This is a genomic window from Paenibacillus nitricinens (assembly GCF_052056485.1).
GTDB lineage: Bacteria > Bacillota > Bacilli > Paenibacillales > Paenibacillaceae > Paenibacillus_AQ > Paenibacillus_AQ nitricinens.
The window spans coordinates 6,640,746-6,658,703 of sequence record NZ_CP183948.1 but is presented as its reverse complement, the minus strand read 5'-3'; the positions used below and the strand labels follow the sequence as shown (position 1 = coordinate 6,658,703).

Genomic DNA, 17,958 nt, shown 5'->3' with positions numbered 1-17,958 from the left:
TAATACCTATTAGATGATTACCCCAAAGTGGTATAGCAGAAATCATAACAACCTAAAAAAAGGTGAGCAAGAACGACCTAAGTCGCCTTACTCACCTATTTATATATACATAATTCTTATATTTCTTCTAGATTAATAGACCTTGTCACCATTAAAAATGGAATTCTTAACGATAACATAATCGACTTTACGAATGGCTTCTAATTTATTGCCTCCAGCATAAGAAATCGAGGACTGAAGATCTTGCTCCATCTCTCTCAAGGTTTCTGCTAAAGCACCTTTGTGTTCAACAACAATTTTTTTGCCCTCAACATTCTTCTTTTCACCTTTTTGGTATTCAGAAGCGGAGCCAAAGTACTCTTTATACAGCTTTCCATCGATCTCGATGGTATCACCAGGAGATTCTTCATGCCCGGCAAATAGGGAACCGATCATGACCATGGAAGCACCAAATCTAATGGATTTGGCGATATCCCCGTGTGTCCGAATGCCTCCGTCAGCGATAATAGGCTTACTTGCAGCCTTGGCACACAAGCGTAGTGCGGCTAATTGCCAGCCACCTGTTCCGAATCCTGTCTTAATCTTCGTGATACATACTTTCCCTGGTCCAATTCCCACTTTAGTAGCGTCGGCCCCAGCGTTCTCTAATTCTCTAACGCCTTCAGGAGTTCCCACGTTTCCAGCAATAACGAAACTAGCAGGCAAATACTGTTTAATATGTTTAATCATTCGAATGACAGCTTCGGAATGACCATGTGCAATATCGATCGTAATGAATTCCGGAATTAACTGTTCGTTAGCTAATTGTTCAACAAAATCGTATTCTTCTTCTTTGACTCCGACACTAATGGATGCGATTAATCCGCGGGCGTGCATTTCTTTGATGAAAGACGTACGCTTCTCCGGCTCAAAACGATGCATAATGTAGAAGTAGCCGTTTTCCGCTAAGAAGCTGGCGATCTTCTCATCTATGATGGTTTGCATATTTGCGGGTACCACAGGTAATTTAAAAGTATGACCACCTAAGGTGACTGTTGTATCACACTCAGAACGGCTATTTACGATACATTTTGCAGGAATTAACTGAATATCTTCATAATCGAATACTTTTTTCATTATATACACCTCTAAATGCGAACATTATAGTATTTGTTTTGATTATTGTTCGTCCACTTTGTAATGTACAGCATTCCGAACAAGAAGTCAAAATTCTAGTACATTATGGTGTAAATTGGACTTAATTATACGACGATTTGGTGTACGGCTTATGATTCATATAAAAAAGCAGATTATTCATAACGAACCAAAGAAATGAGTATTGCGTTAATATGTACTATCATACAATGCCGGCCATCATATAAAAAAATAGTTGTTTAGAGGTCATCGAGCGATTCAAGCGATATAGACAAAGAAAAACCCCTTCTGCGGTTTGTTCAGCGGAAAGGGCTACATTTTTCTTTGAAATTTATTGTGCTTCTGCCTTGCTTACAGGCACCTGGATTTCATAAGTATCATCAATCCCTGCTAGTTTGACCTGAAGGGTTAATTCGAACTCATCCGGCAGCTGCTCACCTTCCTCGGGAATTATATCCACCAGAGCAGCATTCTTTTGTACAGTATGATCAGAATTGATGATTGGCATCACGCTCATTAAATTTCGCTCACCGTTCACCAGAACGATAAATTCTTCTGTCACCAGAAGACCTCTTTCCCGATTTTCCCAGTGTCCAATTAACTGATCGTCCGTCGTGGTTACTCCCTCGCGTTCAAGGGCAATCGACAGGCGGCTTCCATCGTGGTAAGCCTCAGAGACTTTCAGTGTTACTCCTTCATGGGTATCGCTGATGCCGAGCTTGGTAATAAGGCCATTCTCTGCAGCCAACTTCAGCCCATTATCCACGTTATTATTGAACAGACTGCCTATGACAGGAATTTGTCCCAGTGTATCTGCCATAGCGGGTGAGATAAAGCCAGTGCTGATAATCCCTAGACCAAGTGCAGCTGCTGTAGTGGCGGCGATTAATGTTTTCTTAAACATACGTCCTCGTTTAGTGGTTTTATTCATGGGATTCTCTCCTATCCGGTTCATGATTTGTGTACTAAGGCTATACTGTGGCGTCCCGGTTTCCCGGATCATGCTTTCAATTTGTTCCATTTGTCTGTCATTCGTTGGATTGCGCAAATAATCCGCCTGCCCTTCGTTGTTTATTGGCTTGTTCCATGAGCTTCTGGCGCAAGCGCTGATATTTTTTTCGTACGGTTGCTGCCTTACAGTCCATGATTTGACCAATCTCTTCAAAATTGTATTGCTCCACTGCTTTCAGCAATAGAATGTGCCTTTCCTCTGAAGTGAGATAGGTCAGTAACTCAGTTAAAGGCGATTCCGGCTCTGGAATGTGCTCCGTGGCTTCCTCCTGTTGTTTGAAGTACGATACAATCTTTAACCTTCGATGCTGTTTCTTTAGCAGGTTTAGGCTGTGATGATAGGCAAGCTTGTACAACCATGCAGAGAAGGAGACAGTAGGCTCATAACGGTGAATATCTTGATAAGCTTTGATGAATATTTCTTGAACGGCATCTTGAGCTTCTTCCCGGTTTTTGAGCAGATGATAGCAATAGATGTACATGGGTTTTTCAAATCTGTGGATGATAGATGTATAAGCCTCATGATTTCCCGACTTAACCAGTGAAACAGCGGCCTCTATTTGCTCTGTAGCAGCGCCACTAGGTCTAGCTTCTTCCAAGCGATCACCTCCTTTGCTTTTCGTTTATATAACAATTTCAAGTCGTTGATTTGTGACATTGTTTTGTTTAGAATCTCAGAGACGTCGATAGTGACCTCTATGGAATTTGTAGCATCAGCATAAATGTCATTCCAACTCATGACCTTTTGTAACTAGTAAGGTCCCAGGGGGTTACACTATAATAAAGGTCAAGTCAGCACAGTATATAGGGGGCAATGTCTTGTTTAATCTGGTCAAACAGTGGTTCTGGTACGATTGGCTCGTCCTCCTGTTTCGGATTTGTTTTTCTACTTCTTTATTGATTACCATGTGTTATCTTTCGGACAATTTTACGATTCCTTTTTGGATCGCGTTTGTTTGGGGCTTGATCGCTTTTTCAGTGCCTTGGTTCTGTTTGCAGCTGCATTATAAATATTATCTGATTGCGGAGATCCTTCTTTCGGGTGGTCTATGTTTATATTTGGCTGCGCTATTTCCTGAATCCTATGTAACTTTTTTACCTACTGCCTTTATGATTGCTAGCAATAGTGCACAGAAGTCTTATCGTTGGTCAGCACCGATTACGGTTATTTTGATTCCAATTCTGTTGTCTAGGTTGTCACAGCAAGTGGATGCTGTATCGATGATCTTGAATATTGGCTTGGTGTATACGCTTGGCTTCGCCTTTCATTTACTGATGGTCAATCACAAGCAGAGCGGAATCATTAAGGATCAGAATGCGGTCTTGGAGCAGTATATCTCACAAGTCGAGCGTATGACACTTCTGGAAGAACGAGATCGGTTGTCCAAAGATCTGCATGATACGGTGGGGCATTCTTATACATCCATTCTTATGGGGCTAGAGACTTTACGTACGGAGGTGAACACTTCGGACGGGGCGCAAAAGATAGATGCCTTGTTAAAACTAACTCGCCATGGCCTAGATGACGTTCGGAGATATTTGCACCAAGTGGGTTCTTCGCAGGATTCGTTGACGCTTATACAGTCTCTGCAGAAATTAGTGGATGATTTTCAAACCTTCTCTAAGGTTAAGATTCGCCTAAGAACGTTCGGAGAGGCCTACACAGTATCCAAGCAGGCTCAAATGACATTATACAGATGTCTGCAAGAGTCAATAACCAACGCTGTACGCCATGGTCAAGCCAGTGAAATTGTCATTAGTCTCCATTACGAAGAGAAGTTGATCCGGCTGGATGTGCAGGATAATGGATTAGGCGCAGAGGATTTAACAGCAGGGTTTGGTCTGAACGCGATGAAGGAACGAGCTTCTAACTTGCAAGGGCAAGTGTATGTTTATTCAAAGTTAGGAGAAGGGACCTTAGTGACCTGTAGTTTGCCGAGGCTTGAAGAGATACAGGAGGAAACGGTCCGCTTACTACTGGTAGATGATCAGCCTTATATCCGGGATAGTCTGCGAATTATTTTAGAGCAGGAACCCGATTTTGAGATCATAGGTTTAGCAGAGAATGGTGAGCAAGCAGTAAGCTTCTGCGAACAGGATCAACCTCACGTGGTGCTAATGGACTTAAATATGCCAGACATGGACGGTGCGGAAGCAACGAAGCTTATTAAGCAAAAGTGGCCAGGGGTACGCGTGCTGATCCTGACTACTTTTCAAGAAACAGATTTGGCAGTCGAAGCACTGCAAAACGGGGCAGATGGCTACTTGTTAAAGTCTACTGAACCGCAGGAGCTATTCGAAGGGATACGTCTCGTACATCGGGGTGTGAAGATGATAACACCAGCTATTACGAATGTATTAATTGATCATTATGAGATGCATCCAACATCTGAAGCGCAGACTGAGCAGAGTAATGAGTATGGGCTGACCCCGCGCGAGCTGGAAATTCTAGAATGCCTGTCAAAGGGCATGCGTTATAAGTCTATTGCAGCTAAATTGTATTTGTCCGATGGCACGGTGAGAAATTACGCTTCTACCATCTATGCTAAGCTAGGTGTACGGAATCGCGAAGAGGCTGTTGAGAAAGCCTTTGGTACTTTGGAATAACTAAAACCGAATGATCTGAAATTGAAGCGCGAGCACCTTGTTGTCTATATTCCCTTACGGGAGTAGGCAATAGGGTGCTTTTTTTGTATGAAAAACTGTCATATGACATTACGGCACTGGTCGATTTTACATCAGAAGCGCTAGCATGGGAGTTGCTTAGATGAACAAATTTTTATTGCAGAGAGGGAGAGAAGAAGATGAATCAAATGATCCGGAAACATGTGAGGAATTTCTGTTTCTTATTAATTACTTTTGCCACAGGGCTGTTTTACCTTTGCTTCTATTTGGTAGGCATCACCTTTGGAGTTGCAATGTCCTTCACCATAGTAGGGATTCCGATCCTTTATTATGTTTTGCGTTCTACCGAAACCTTTTTACAGCATGAGCGAATTCGAACGAAAATCTATACGGATATCTCCGTTCGCACGCTTCCAACCCGATCTCAAGAAGAAGGAAGCATGTGGGAAAGGGTTAGGGCAGAGTTTCTAAATGAACATAACTGGAGAGCGATTATAGGACTGATGCTGCAGGGTATTATCGGAATGCTCAGTCTAATATGTGCAACCCTTTTTTACTTGGCTCCTATTATTCTTTTGTTCGCACCTGTCTTGTACTTACTCGGCATCTCTTCTATATCGGTATTCGGGATTGAAAATAATACGCTGAGCATCTCACTTTTTTTCATGCTGTTAGGTGCGTTATTTCTATGGATAGGTGCTTATCTTGGAAACAGTCTGGTAAAGATGATCGGCAGGTATACGCGGCGTTTAGTAAAAGATTTTGCTAGAAGATAAACTTAAACGGGAAGAAGGAAGAATAATGGTAGCTTCAGTTTCATTTATAAAATTATTCTCGCAATCTCTTTGGATGATGTGGGAGAGCATATTTGCTGTCATAACCAAATTTCGCAGTCAGTCTGTGCGCACATATGGGATATGTAAATTGGTAGTGGTGAAGTATCACGGGGAAAGTGTGGTCTGCCAAGATGGGCACCAGATACTTCCCGGTGATTGGGTGGGGGAGCTTCATCTGGATAATCGTCAGGTAGTGCAGCTGACACGTACATTTGGTGCAGATCGAGCGGGTATCCGTACTGCACGCATGCTTCGTGAGGCTATGAAGGAGATTAGTCGTGAACTGGATAGCAATCCAGAACTTAGCAAAGTGCAGGCGTTAACGGGGATTACGCTACTTCACCGCGGGATCATTCATGGCATAGGGTTTGAGCAGCATCCTATCAAGTCCAAATGGCAGCGGCGATGGTTCGGAATCTATCTTCGGTTCTTACTTCGGATGCTGCATCCTGAGGGGAAACATCGCGTTGAGGACAGCACGGAGAAGTTGTCTCCTAAGATGCTCGTGCTTAGTAAGCAGTCTTTGAAAGCACGGTTTGCTCCTCGAAGGAAAGAGGCGGTTTCCTGATGCTAACGTTCATTATTCTAGCTATAGATATAATTGTTCTCTTTATGATCGTTCCTTTTGTGATTACCCGCATTTGGGGATGGGGGGTTCATACGGAAGGAGGAGCCGTGAAGGAAATTGCTTTTACGTTCGATGATGGCCCAGATCCTTGTTATACACCTGAACTGCTGGACTTGTTACATGAGCATGACGTTAAAGCGACCTTCTTCGTATTAGGCAAAAAGGCTGAGCAATACCCGGATATAATCGAGCGAATGCACCGGGAAGGACATCAGATAGGCATTCATAATTATACGCATACGCCTAACTGGATCTACTCCCCATGGACGAATAGACGGAAGCAAGTAGATCGAACAGCTGACATTGTGGAACGAATCACAGGCGAACGTCCTATTTTTTACCGGCCACCCTGGGGTCTTGTGAATCTAGGGGATCTCTTTTTAATAAGGAAGTCTTATCAGATCGTGTTGTGGTCTGTTATGGTCGGAGACTGGAAAGCGTCAGTTAGTGCAGAGCAATTAAAGCATGCCTTATTAAAAAAAATTAAACCAGGCTCCATCATCGTTCTTCACGACAGTGGAGATACGCCTTGGGCAGATGAAGAAGCGCCATTGAACATGATCACAGGACTGGAAGAGGTCTTAAAGGAGATTCCTAGAAGGGGGTTAAAGGGCCTGCGGGTGGATGAGCTGCTCAACAAGGAAGCTAGTCGTATTGGAGAAGCTAGATCCAGAGTCAACCATCACGGTCAGATTAATCTGTAGCTATGGATGACATGATGTCACTAGATTGGAAGGGAAATCCGACATTGAAAAAGAAAACCGTTCGAACTATCGTTATGACCGTTGCTGTAGTATACATGGTGTTGATTTTTGCAGGTCTATGTATGTATACATTTTCTAAGTTTAATGAAATTCTCAGTCATGAAGTTGAACAAAAGCTTAACTATAAGGTGGAGCTTACTTCTACTAAACTAAATAGTCGATTCTCGAATGATTTCGAGAAGAGCTTGGCTGGAATGAGGGAGGATGCAGGTTATTATTTTGTCATAGATAAAGCTGGTCGATATGTAGCAAGCCAGAACCCTAAGCACGTTATAGGCAAAGCTATATCTGATGAACCGGACATACAGCTGCAAAAAGTCGGTCAGGTCATAGCACAATCTACGGGAACTAGTGGTACGGAGAACTCGAAGAATGTCTATGCCTTTACAAGAATCGGCGATACAGATTATAAGTTAGTGCTGGTGATGCCTGTAAAACAGATTTTGGAGCCTATGATGGATAACCAATATTTAATTATAAGCGGTTTTGTTATCGCTCTGATTATTTTTATTGTCTTACTCTTCATTATCTTAACCCGCCTTATTGTACGACCGCTTCGCAGAATCAATGAGCATGTAATGGAGCTTGTTGAACACGGAGGCGATCTGACTAAGAAGCTGGACATGAAGCGAAATGATGAGATTGGGATGTTGGCGTATTCTATGAATCAGTTTCTGGATAACATTCGGGCCATCGTCAGGAATGTCACGTCACAGGCCAATCATCTGAATGAAAATGCAGGGATACTTCAAGTTTCAGCAGAGCAGACAAATGAGACATCCAAGCAAATCACAACGATTATTACGGATATGGCTGTGAGGTCGACGGAGCAAGCAGAACATGTGCGGCAAGTACTCACGATGATGGAACGGACAGTTGAAATCTCCGAGGAAATTATGCAGGAGACGGTAAATACAGTTCACGATTCCAATCATTTAATAAAAGCCGTGCAAACTGGCCAGCGTGCAAACCAGGCATCTGTAGATCATTTGGAAACTATGGTTAGTTCCATTGAAAACTCAACAGAAACCATTGCACAGCTGAACAACCGATCCAGCCAAATCGGTGAGATTATTCTCGTGATTTCCGAATTAGCCAGTCAGACGAATCTACTCGCGCTTAATGCAGCCATTGAAGCGGCCCGCGCTGGAGAGCAAGGGAAAGGTTTTGCAGTAGTTGCAGGAGAGATCCGTAAGCTTGCTGAAGGTTCCGAAAGAGCAGCCGAGCAGATTGCCAAGCTTGTTGGCGCGATTCAAGCGGATACGAATGCAGCGGTCAAAACGATGGAATCAAGTCAACAAGTGGTCAATCAACAGAATGACTTAGTATTACAAGGGCAACAATCCCTAGAGGAGATCGTACAGAAGGTTGATCTAACGACCCAAAGCACGCTGCGCATTCAAGGCATATTTGGTGAGTTATCTACCATGTCACATGAATCATTGAAGGCGCTAGTGCAATCTTCGCAGCTCATTGATCAGTCGGCATCTTCCTCACAGGAAGTAGCGGCTTCCACGGAGGAGCAACTTGCGACTATCGATGAGATGACGACCAGACTTAGAGAACTCAGCGAGTTATCTGTATTTTTAAAGTTAGAAGTTGGGATATTTACGATATAGTCTTATGCTAAAAACCTTTCAAACATTTTTATATAGGAAGGGCTATGGTACCATTTAGGATAAAGTGGTTCGCACCTATATTAAATCGTTGAGAAAAGGATGGGGTAGCATGTTGAATGCTTCTTACTGGTTAACCAATATAAGATTAGAGCAGGGTTATGTTATTGAGGATGGACAAGTGGTTGGTACGGATACGAAGGTTTGTCATATCCGAATTGACGGAGATAAGATTTCAGAAGTGGTTGGAGCGGACGTAGAGCTTCAGAGTCATCTACCTAAATATGACTGCAAAGGGTTATTGATGCTTCCTTCTTTTGAGGAGGCGCATATCCATTTAGATAAAACATATTTCGCTGGACCCTGGAAAGCGGTAAAGCCTGCGGCCGGTGTCTTCGAACGCATTGAGGAAGAGAAGGTATTATTGCCTAAGCTGCTGCCTATGGCGAGACAACAAGCGGAGAGCATCTTGACGCTTATACAGCGTTTCGGTGCGACACATGTGCGTAGTCATTGTAATATTGAGCCTGTCAGCGGTCTGAAGCGTTTAGAAGCAACCCTGCAAGCTTTGGATACCTTCTCCGGAAAAATTTCATTTGAAATTGTAGCTTTTCCGCAGCATGGTCTGCTTCGCTCTAATTCTGTTGAATTAGTAAAGCAATCTCTGGCAGAGGGGGCAACCTATGTAGGTGGTGTCGATCCATACTCCGTGGATGGAGATATCGAGAAGTCACTCCAGACCATGGTCGAGCTAGCGGTAATGAATAATGCTGGCATTGATCTTCACTTACATGATGGAAAAGAAGCAGGAAAACAGACATTGTCGCGTTTGGCTGATCTCACAGAAGAAGCTGGCTTACAGGGCAAGGTGACCGTTAGTCACGCATTCTGGTTCGCAGGTGCTCCGCAGCAGGAAATAGAAGAAATGGCTACACGGATGGCATCACTTGGTATGGGTATTGCATCCACAGTTCCTATTGGAAGAATGATGATGCCATTACCGATGCTGCACAGCCAAGGTGTACAAGTGAAACTGGCAACAGACAGCCTTACGGATCACTGGTCTCCTTTTGGAAATGGAGATCAATTGGAGAAGGCGGGACGGTACGCAGAGTTATATGGGTGTAGTGATGAACGGTCACTATCGCAATCCCTTAGATTCATAACAGGAGGGATAACGCCTCTTAATCTTAAGGGTGAACAGGTATGGCCAAAAGTAGGAAACACTGCAAGCTTTGTGTTACTGCATGCCAGCTGCTCGGCCGAAGCAGTAGCAAGAAGAGCGGACCGTCAAGCGGTATGGTTCGAAGGGCGTCTCGTGAGTGGATCATTATAGGGATATGAGAGGTGGATGACATGCTCATCTCTAACCATTTACAACAGTATAAAGCTGCGATGCTCTCTCTTCCGAAGGGAACCGCGCTATCGAAAGACGATCTGCAGGTGGATGAGCTTCTAATGAAGCGAAGCGGGAAGCTTGAAATGTACTATGCACCCCACAATGAATACATCAATCCCTCTGCAAAGGTGATTATTATCGGGCTAACACCCGGTTTTACACAAATGAGAATAGCCATACAAGAAGCAGTCATTGGGTTGAAAGCCGGGTTTTCAGATGAAGAGGTATGCAGAAAAGCAAAAGAAGCGGCGAGATTCGCAGGCTCCATGAGGAGGACGTTAATTCGCATGCTAGATATACTTGGCCTTCATCAGTATTTGAACCTTACCTCTTGTGACCAATTGTTTCAGGAGCAGCAAACGAATTTGCATACCACCTCTTTACTGCGTTTTCCTGTATTTGTAGAGAAGAAAAATTATAGTGGGGCACATCCTAAGCTGCGATCAGATTCATTCCTTAGAGAATGTGCATTATTGTCGTTAGAGCAGGAGCTGGGCATCCTGAGCCAAGCTTTAATTATTCCTTTAGGAAAAACGGTGGAGGAAATGCTTCAGCTGTTGGTATCTGAGGATAAGCTCGATGATCACCGCTGTTTATGGGGATTTCCTCATCCTTCTGGAGCGAACGGACATAGATTTAAACAGTTTGCCAGCCAGCGAGATAACATGACAAAGACGCTCCAAGATCATTTATGGAACGGCTGAGTGATCAATCTTATCGCAACATTTGTTCTGGACCTCCCGTCAAGAATGATAGAGTAACACAATTTCATTCATCTCAGGAGGTATAATTCACTATGAAAACATTCAAAGTAATCGGAGCGGTTCTGGCTGGCACGCTCATAGCATCGAACGTCATCTCTGCTGCCCCAATCCAGCCAGCTCCAGTCACACCAGCGGCTAATTCCTCAGTGCCGCAGGATTCTTATGGTGGTCTAAAATATGTGCTAGTCATTGATGGTAACGGCTTCTCCCCAGTCGATGTTCCGCTATACGTAGGTTCAAGTAAGGAAGTTATGATCCCTATCCGTACAGCAACGGAAGCGCTTGGATATAAGTTAACATGGACTCAAAGCCTTCAATCGCTAGGCCTTGAGAAAGAAAGCCAGTCGATATCCTTTCAAATTGCAAAAGATGCTTACCGTAATGGCACATTAATTCATTCGCTAGGTGCTGTACCAGAGCTAAAGAACGGTAAAACCTATGTTCCATTATCTTTCTTCGAAAAAGTATTGGAGCTTGAAGTAGTCGCAGGACCAACTGGAACCATATCGATTAATTCCAAGGAACAAGGAAATGGAGAGACTGCCTCAGACACGATCAAGCAAGGATCAATCACTAGTATCTATAAGGGCGAGCAAAATGCTGAAATCGGCCTCAACGGCTATGGTCATGGCGTTCGCTTAGGCATTTCTGATGAAACGGAAATCGTATCTGCTGATAATAAGAAGCTAACCTTTGCTGATCTGCAGCTAGGCATGTCCATCGAGGTTGAGCACAGTATGGTCATGGCTATGAGCATGCCGCCATTGGCGGGCGCGATCAAGATTGTTGTGAAAGACCAAGCTCCGGATCAGCAGACCTTGGGAACGGTTGGCGTGATCGAAGAGGTTACTTCTTCAGATAATGGCATGACCCGCGTTGTAATTAAAGGCGATAAGCTCAGTGATTCTTCCTTCGAGACGATTGTTCTAAATACTACAGACACTACGACTATTCTCGGCACGAAAGATAATCAGAAGATTGCCACAAGTGAGCTGAAAAAAGGTGACAAAGTGTATGCGTTCTACGGTCCGATGTTAACCAAGAGCTTGCCACCTATCGGCCAAGCGACCAAAATCGTTGTAGAAAACTAATTTACATGAAATCGAAGAAATAACGGATGACATGGAAAAAGACCGGCGAGGTGTAGGTCAAGCTGTCTACACGGCTTAAATAGCTTTCTTTTAAAGCTACGAATTTATCACCATCACCGATGAGCAAATCTCGCTTCAGCACGGAAACCGTTAAGCTACCCAAGAAGCCGCTCAAACTGATTAACATGCCTGACAGGAAACCGAAAATTGGGTTGAGCGGCGTCAGGTAGGGATAGATCAAATAGGAGACCCCGGTTGTTACGACAAATGCACAGGCAAAACCTTCCCAGGTCAAATACGGGTTGGCAGTTGGGACCACTTTGCGCTTTCCCATATAGAGGGATGCGAGATAGTGGACCACATCATTCAGCTGTGTCAGCACTACTAGGAATAATACAAGCCCCGCCCCATACTCCGGTGTAGCAAATTGAAAATAGGCTAAGTGACTAAGTCCGAAAACCATCAGCATTAATCCCCACTGGGTTGAACTAACACTACGCAGGAAGCCAACGGTCCCTTTATTAATAAGCCTAGGTAGCGGTAGGAGTAAGAAAACATAGACTGGAATAAACACAATAAACATCCCGTACCACTCGATATAAATCCAGTAGAACTGTAGAGGAATGGATAAGTACGCCCACAGAAATAATCTGCGGTCGGATTTTCGTGACTTTATCATGGAGAAATATTCTTTGAGTGCGAAGAAGGTCAGCACCATTAGTGCCAACAGTGAGACGACTGGATTAAAGAGAGTAGCTAAACAAAAGATAAAAAGCATGCCCCACCAGGTTTTGATGCGGAAGCCGATACCCGTATAGTCTTTACTGGGCTGTAATTTGCCTATAACTACATACATCAAGTGAATGGCCGATAAGGCCGCAAAAATCAGGATTACCGTTAATAGAGAGCGGTCGATAGCTAATCACCAACTTGTCGTAGAGTAGATTCCATTAATGGGTTCATATGTTATTATGAAGGAAACGTTCAATCTTGATAAGGGGAAAATTGTAAATGGCAGATGATCCATCGGTCTTTATCTTGCTTACGAACACCGGAACGCTCTTTACGAAGCTTATCCAAGGCTACACGAGAGCTCCTTATAATCATGCCTCGATCTCCTTTAATCGGGAGCTTTCCGAGTTATATAGCTTTGGCAGAAAGCACCCAAGCAACCCTCTAAACGGAGGGTTCGTGAAGGAGAATATTAAGACGGGCACGTTCAGCAAATATCCAAATACGACGTGTGTTCTATATGAACTTCAAGTTACAGCCCGTGAAGTGGAGAAAATGGAGCGGGTACTCAAAGTCTTTATCCGAAGCCGGCAAAAGTACCTCTATAATATTCTCGGCGTGATTGGTATCGCACTGAAAGAACCTGTCGAATTCAGCAACTCCTACTTCTGCTCACAGTTTGTAGCGGAAATTCTGGAGAGGTCTGGCATTAAGCTATGGAACAAGCTGCCCGCGCTCGTAACGCCGGATGATTTTCGGCAAAGCGATCGGCTGAAGCTGATTTATCGAGGCAAATTAAGTGAGTACGAACCTAAAAGCTAAGGGAGAGTATTGGGATGAATAACAAAGAACGTTTCTCAAATCGGGTAGATTCGTATGTGAAATATCGCCCGAGTTACCCTAAAGAAGCCATTGATTATTTATACAATACGATTGGGCTAAAACCGAATTGTGATATTGCGGATATTGGCGCAGGAACAGGAATATTTTCGGCACTGCTTCTGGAGCGCGGGAGTCGTGTGACTGCCGTTGAACCAAATCCGGAAATGCGTACAGCTGCGGAGGAGATGCTCGCAAAGGATAACCATTTTCGCGCATTGCCTGGGTCTGCCGAGAAGACAGAATTGCCAGACCAGTCTGTAGACTTTATCGTATGTGCCCAGGCGTTTCACTGGTTTGATAGGGACGCAGCGCAATTAGAATTCAAGCGGATTCTTAAACCGGGTGGAAAGGCAGTTCTGATATGGAATTCTCGGCGTACTTACGGTACCCCATTCCTGGAGGAATATGAGCAGCTTGTGCAAACCTTCGGCACCGACTACACTGGGGTTAATCATAAGAACATTACCCCTGAAATCCTTAGCTCCTTTTTTAAGGCAGGGCAGATGCAAGTAGCGCACTTTAGCAATCAGCAGGTGTTTGATTTCGAGGGATTAAGCGGACGGGCGAGATCATCTTCCTACATTCCAGCCCCCGGAGATCCACGTTTCGAGAGTATGATGACGGAGCTGAGGAACCTATTTGAACGAAATAAACAGGATGATAAAGTATTTTTTGAATATGAGACCGAGGTCTATTGAGGCGAAGTATAGTATATGATCAGCATATTAAAAAGACTCAAATCCTAATGATAACAGGGATTGAGTCTTTTTTTACTTTTAGTTATGAAAGATGAACGTAAAAGGTGGTGGATTCGCCGACCGTGCTTTTGGCGTAAATTTTTCCTTTATGTTGTTCAACGATGGATTTGGCAATCGCCAGCCCTAGGCCATAACCCCCTTGTGTACGCGCTCGGGAAGCATTCGTACGGTAGAAACGGTCAAAGATTCTCGCTAAGTGCTCCGATGCAATGCCCTCACCCGTATTGGTGACCGATAACACCATATCATTATGGTGGTTTTTAAGGGATAAAGTGACTGAGCCTTTAGGATTCGTATATTTTACAGCGTTGTCTAAAAGGATCATAATCACTTGTTTAATTTGTTCACTATTCCCTAGCACGATCAGGTTAGGTTCAATGTCATATTCAAGCGAAATATGCTTTTCGAAGATAACAGCTTCCATTGTTAAAATAATATTCTCAACCGCTTCGCTCAAATTGAATTTCGAATAGATCAGGGTCGATCTGGAATCGTCCATCTCGGTTAGGTATAGCAGATCATTGGTCAGACGGGTCATTCTCTCTGTTTCCGACTTGATATAGTGCAGCCACTTCGATTGATTGTGAATAGTATCATCACTGTTGGAGAGAAGAACATCCGCATTGGTGTTAATAATGGTCAACGGCGTCTTCAATTCATGGGAAGCATCGGCAATAAACTGCTTCTGTTTATTAAAAGCCTCCTTCACCGGTGCGATAGACCGATTAGCGAAAAACCGGCTTGTGAAGTATAAAATAATTAGCATCACCGAGCCAACTACAGAGAAGGTATAGATTAGATTGGTGAGGATTTTCTGCTGGGCAGTGATGTCCAGAAATACAAGCATCGCTCCATCATTCGTATGCTGGATGTTGAAGATCCATTTGCTGCTGTCCAAGGTGAACCTTCCGGTATCTTTATCAGCACTTAGAGCCTCTTGCAGAGCTGTAGTATAAAAATCATCATCCATCGTAAATTTGGAATCTTTCCCGATGAGGTTCGACGCTGTATCTATCTTCAGCATAAATGAGACAGACCGTTCCGGAGGTGGAGTTCCGTTATCGATACGTTTATTATCAGCATGGGGTAACTGGGAACTTCCCTTAGTTGAGCCCATTCGTCCTGCATCACCGCCGGGAGACTTGTAGTTCTCCATAATTCTGTGAAGATCCATCTGAATATTGTTTTGGACATCTTGGTACGTAATGACATAAATCGAGATGAAAGCCACCAGCATTATTACGGATATAGTTACTAGGTTAACAATAAGAAATCGATTTCTGAGCTTCGTGAACATTAGGCTGTCACCTCTAATACATACCCTACATTTCTGATCGTACTAATGCGTACAGTGGAATTTAAGAAGGTCAATTTTTTTCTCAAAAAAGAAATATACACTTCTACATTGTTGTGCTCTGCCTCCGAATCAAACCCCCATAACTTCTCAATAATTTGTTCCTTGGAGGTTACGGCTTGTTTCCTCAGAATCAGAAGCTCCAATAATTCACTTTCCTTAAGATTCAGCTTGATCTCTTTGCCACCTACGGTAAGCTTCAGAGTCGATGTATTCAATTCAATATCCCCGAACTTTAAAGCATCATCTGGAATAACCTCGTTTTTACGTCTTAGTACAGCCCTTATTCGTGCCAGTAGGATCTCCGAGGAAAAAGGTTTGGCGATATAATCATCAGCCCCATAGTCTAGTCCAGTGACCATATCTGTTATCTCACCCTTTGCTGTAAGCAAGATAACGGGAGTGGATACCCCCTTCTTACGCAGCGACTTGAGGACGCTAACCCCATCCATCTCAGGCAGCATAATATCGAGCAGCAGTAAATCATAAATTCCGCTCAGTGCATAATCCAGACCCGATCTACCGTCATGGACTGCGTCCACCGAATAATTATGTTTTTTTAATATTTGAGTTAAGGCTTCGGCGAGATGAAGCTCGTCTTCTACGATTAATATTCTCATGGTTCTGCCATCCCCTACATAAAACGAGTATTTGTTATTGAGGTCATTATATCAGTATTACCTTTACTGAACCTTAATGAAGGTTGGTATAGAACTGTATTGTGAAAATTGAACAGGTGGCAAGTAACGGAGGGGAATTTTGGAACTGTAGGAGCAATAGCGTCCCCCTTTGTCTGCGAAAGTCCAACATTCACCGCAGTTACGATTTACACCTCTGTTAGTGGGATGTAAAACCATTTAAGATTCATTAAAGGTTTGGGATCTAAGATACATTCATAAGCACAAGAGACAACGATAAACAGAAAGGAATGATCCCATATGGCGATTGAGGTATTCAACCGTTATGAGAACAAATATTTACTGGATAACGAAGCCTACTATAAATTTTATAACCAATTACTTGAATACATGGAGCTAGACGATTTCAACAAGCAGCATGAGTTTTATTCCATAACCAACTTATATTATGATACTGCGCACAATACGCTGATTCGTAACAGTCTTGCGAAGCCGAAGTACAAAGAGAAGCTGCGTTTAAGAGCTTACGGTGTGCCAAATCAAGATACAAAGGTTTATCTGGAAATCAAGAAGAAGGTGTTCGGGCTGGTGAATAAAAGAAGAACGTCGCTCAAATTGGACGAGGCTTATGCTTTTGTTGCCACAGGCAGGGAGCCAGAATTCGAGGACTACATGAACAAACAGGTGATTGAAGAGATTAAATACTTTTTAACGCGATATGAATTGCAGCCTAAAGTGTATCTGTCTTATGACCGCAAAGCGTTGTTTTGTAAAAATAATCGTGATTTAAGAATCACGTTCGATACGAATATCCGAAGTCGGCGGTACGATCTCAAGATGGAGCATGGCGTTTATGGCGAACCATTACTAGAGCCGGGTCAGTGGCTGATGGAAGTAAAGGCTGAAAATACGATTCCGGTCTGGTTAGCAAAAATGCTCTCAGAGCATCAAATGTACCGTACAAGCTTCTCCAAATACGGTAATGAATATAAAAAAATGCTGAAGAACAGTAAAACAGATCGGGGGAGTGCTCTTTATGCTTGATTCATTATTTACCGTAGCAACGAGTACAGAGCTAACGTTTACCAACGCAATTCTAACTATTTTTATAGCTATCGCCCTTGGCGGGATCATTAGCTACACCTATATGAAGACAAATTCCGGCGGGTATTCGCAAAGCTTCACACTCACGATGGTACTGCTGCCCGTAATTGTGGCCATCATCATTCTGCTTATTGGCAGTAATGTTGCCAGAGCCTTCAGTCTTGCCGGAGCATTCTCCATCATTCGGTTCAGAAGTGCGCCTGGCGATCCGAAGGATATCACCTTTGTATTGTTCACCATGGCATCAGGACTTGCCTGCGGGGTAGGTTCTTTCGGATACGCGGTGTTGTTTACCCTTATTCTGTGCGCCCTGATGTTTATTCTTAATCGGACTAATTTTGGGGTAAGAACAACATCGCAAAAAACACTAAAGGTAACTATTCCAGAGAGTCTGGGGTATGAAGAAGCCTTCGCAGAAGTTTTCAATACATTTAATGTAGGGTATGAGCTTAAGAAGATTAGAACGACTGAGCTTGGCAGTTTATATGAACTGGTCTACTCCGTTACGCTGAGTGAGGCTGTGAACCAGAAGGAGTTCCTGGATGCGATCCGTACTCGAAATGGGAATCTAGATCTCTCGTTAACCATGACTCCCACTGTAAATGACTATTAAAATGACCGA

At 43.5% G+C, this 17,958-nt stretch carries 18 protein-coding genes; 12 read left to right on the top strand and 6 right to left on the bottom strand.

Annotation, left to right across the window (positions count from 1 at the left end; all coding sequences use genetic code 11):
• Positions 1 to 132: 132 nt before the first annotated feature.
• From guaC to ACN6KS_RS29615, 3 genes are all read right to left on the bottom strand, one after another.
• Positions 133 to 1,116 (bottom strand): GMP reductase, encoded by a 984-nt coding sequence (gene guaC, locus ACN6KS_RS29625; protein WP_094868449.1) that lies wholly within the window; start codon positions 1,114 to 1,116, stop codon positions 133 to 135.
• A gap of 349 nt (positions 1,117 to 1,465) precedes the next feature.
• Positions 1,466 to 2,065, bottom strand: coding sequence for a DUF4179 domain-containing protein (locus ACN6KS_RS29620; RefSeq protein WP_341135989.1), 600 nt, complete (start codon positions 2,063 to 2,065; stop codon positions 1,466 to 1,468).
• A 97-nt stretch (positions 2,066 to 2,162) separates the two neighbouring features.
• Positions 2,163 to 2,744, bottom strand: a complete 582-nt coding sequence (locus tag ACN6KS_RS29615; protein ID WP_256990334.1) for an RNA polymerase sigma factor — start codon at positions 2,742 to 2,744, stop codon at positions 2,163 to 2,165.
• 220 nt (positions 2,745 to 2,964) lie between these two features.
• Here ACN6KS_RS29615 and ACN6KS_RS29610 point away from each other — a divergent pair, with 220 nt between their 5' ends.
• From ACN6KS_RS29610 to ACN6KS_RS29575, 8 genes are all read left to right on the top strand, one after another.
• Positions 2,965 to 4,752, top strand: coding sequence for a helix-turn-helix transcriptional regulator (locus ACN6KS_RS29610; protein ID WP_094868446.1), 1,788 nt, complete (start codon positions 2,965 to 2,967; stop codon positions 4,750 to 4,752).
• A gap of 197 nt (positions 4,753 to 4,949) precedes the next feature.
• Positions 4,950 to 5,546: a sensor domain-containing protein gene (locus ACN6KS_RS29605; RefSeq protein ID WP_094875332.1), complete on the top strand. Its 597-nt coding sequence runs from the start codon at positions 4,950 to 4,952 to the stop codon at positions 5,544 to 5,546.
• Between the two features lie 25 nt (positions 5,547 to 5,571).
• Positions 5,572 to 6,174, top strand: coding sequence for a YkoP family protein (locus ACN6KS_RS29600; RefSeq protein ID WP_440961042.1), 603 nt, complete (start codon positions 5,572 to 5,574; stop codon positions 6,172 to 6,174).
• Positions 6,174 to 6,938, top strand: a complete 765-nt coding sequence (locus ACN6KS_RS29595; RefSeq protein ID WP_280788064.1) for a polysaccharide deacetylase family protein — start codon at positions 6,174 to 6,176, stop codon at positions 6,936 to 6,938. Before ACN6KS_RS29600 ends, ACN6KS_RS29595 begins: the two co-directional genes overlap by 1 nt.
• Before the next feature lie 44 nt (positions 6,939 to 6,982).
• Positions 6,983 to 8,617, top strand: a complete 1,635-nt coding sequence (locus ACN6KS_RS29590) for a methyl-accepting chemotaxis protein (protein ID WP_440961041.1) — start codon at positions 6,983 to 6,985, stop codon at positions 8,615 to 8,617.
• Between the two features lie 109 nt (positions 8,618 to 8,726).
• Entirely contained in the window at positions 8,727 to 9,950 is a 1,224-nt protein-coding gene (locus ACN6KS_RS29585; protein ID WP_440961040.1) for an amidohydrolase, read from the top strand.
• A gap of 20 nt (positions 9,951 to 9,970) precedes the next feature.
• Positions 9,971 to 10,717 (top strand): uracil-DNA glycosylase family protein, encoded by a 747-nt coding sequence (locus ACN6KS_RS29580; protein ID WP_094868440.1) that lies wholly within the window; start codon positions 9,971 to 9,973, stop codon positions 10,715 to 10,717.
• Positions 10,718 to 10,809: 92 nt separating this feature from the next.
• The gene (locus tag ACN6KS_RS29575; RefSeq protein WP_440961039.1) at positions 10,810 to 11,868 is read left to right on the top strand and encodes a copper amine oxidase N-terminal domain-containing protein; all 1,059 of its coding nucleotides are present in this window, start codon (positions 10,810 to 10,812) and stop codon (positions 11,866 to 11,868) included.
• 1 nt (position 11,869) lies between these two features.
• On the opposite strand, the gene ACN6KS_RS29570 is transcribed toward ACN6KS_RS29575, so the two are convergent.
• Positions 11,870 to 12,784, bottom strand: coding sequence for a phosphatidate cytidylyltransferase (locus ACN6KS_RS29570; RefSeq protein WP_042192888.1), 915 nt, complete (start codon positions 12,782 to 12,784; stop codon positions 11,870 to 11,872).
• A 95-nt stretch (positions 12,785 to 12,879) separates the two neighbouring features.
• Here ACN6KS_RS29570 and ACN6KS_RS29565 point away from each other — a divergent pair, with 95 nt between their 5' ends.
• Both ACN6KS_RS29565 and ACN6KS_RS29560 read left to right on the top strand, forming a co-directional pair.
• Positions 12,880 to 13,422 carry a hypothetical protein gene (locus ACN6KS_RS29565; protein WP_094868438.1) on the top strand — a complete coding sequence of 181 codons (543 nt, stop codon included), beginning with the start codon at positions 12,880 to 12,882 and terminating at the stop codon, positions 13,420 to 13,422.
• 14 nt (positions 13,423 to 13,436) lie between these two features.
• Positions 13,437 to 14,180: a class I SAM-dependent methyltransferase gene (locus tag ACN6KS_RS29560; RefSeq protein ID WP_440961038.1), complete on the top strand. Its 744-nt coding sequence runs from the start codon at positions 13,437 to 13,439 to the stop codon at positions 14,178 to 14,180.
• Between the two features lie 82 nt (positions 14,181 to 14,262).
• Here the strand turns inward: ACN6KS_RS29560 and ACN6KS_RS29555 are convergent, their stop codons facing one another.
• Both ACN6KS_RS29555 and ACN6KS_RS29550 read right to left on the bottom strand, forming a co-directional pair.
• Positions 14,263 to 15,537 carry a sensor histidine kinase gene (locus ACN6KS_RS29555; protein ID WP_280788068.1) on the bottom strand — a complete coding sequence of 425 codons (1,275 nt, stop codon included), beginning with the start codon at positions 15,535 to 15,537 and terminating at the stop codon, positions 14,263 to 14,265.
• Complete coding sequence (locus ACN6KS_RS29550; protein ID WP_094868435.1) at positions 15,537 to 16,214, bottom strand: response regulator transcription factor; 678 nt, start codon at positions 16,212 to 16,214, stop codon at positions 15,537 to 15,539. The genes ACN6KS_RS29555 and ACN6KS_RS29550 overlap by 1 nt, the downstream gene beginning before the upstream one ends.
• Positions 16,215 to 16,532: 318 nt before the next feature.
• On the opposite strand from ACN6KS_RS29550, the gene ACN6KS_RS29545 reads away from it, so the two are divergent.
• A complete protein-coding gene (locus ACN6KS_RS29545; RefSeq protein WP_094868434.1) occupies positions 16,533 to 17,276 on the top strand; it encodes a polyphosphate polymerase domain-containing protein in 744 nt (247 codons plus the stop codon).
• A complete protein-coding gene (locus tag ACN6KS_RS29540) occupies positions 17,269 to 17,949 on the top strand; it encodes a DUF4956 domain-containing protein (RefSeq protein WP_094875342.1) in 681 nt (226 codons plus the stop codon). The genes ACN6KS_RS29545 and ACN6KS_RS29540 overlap by 8 nt, the downstream gene beginning before the upstream one ends.
• The last annotated feature ends 9 nt before the right edge of the window (positions 17,950 to 17,958 follow it).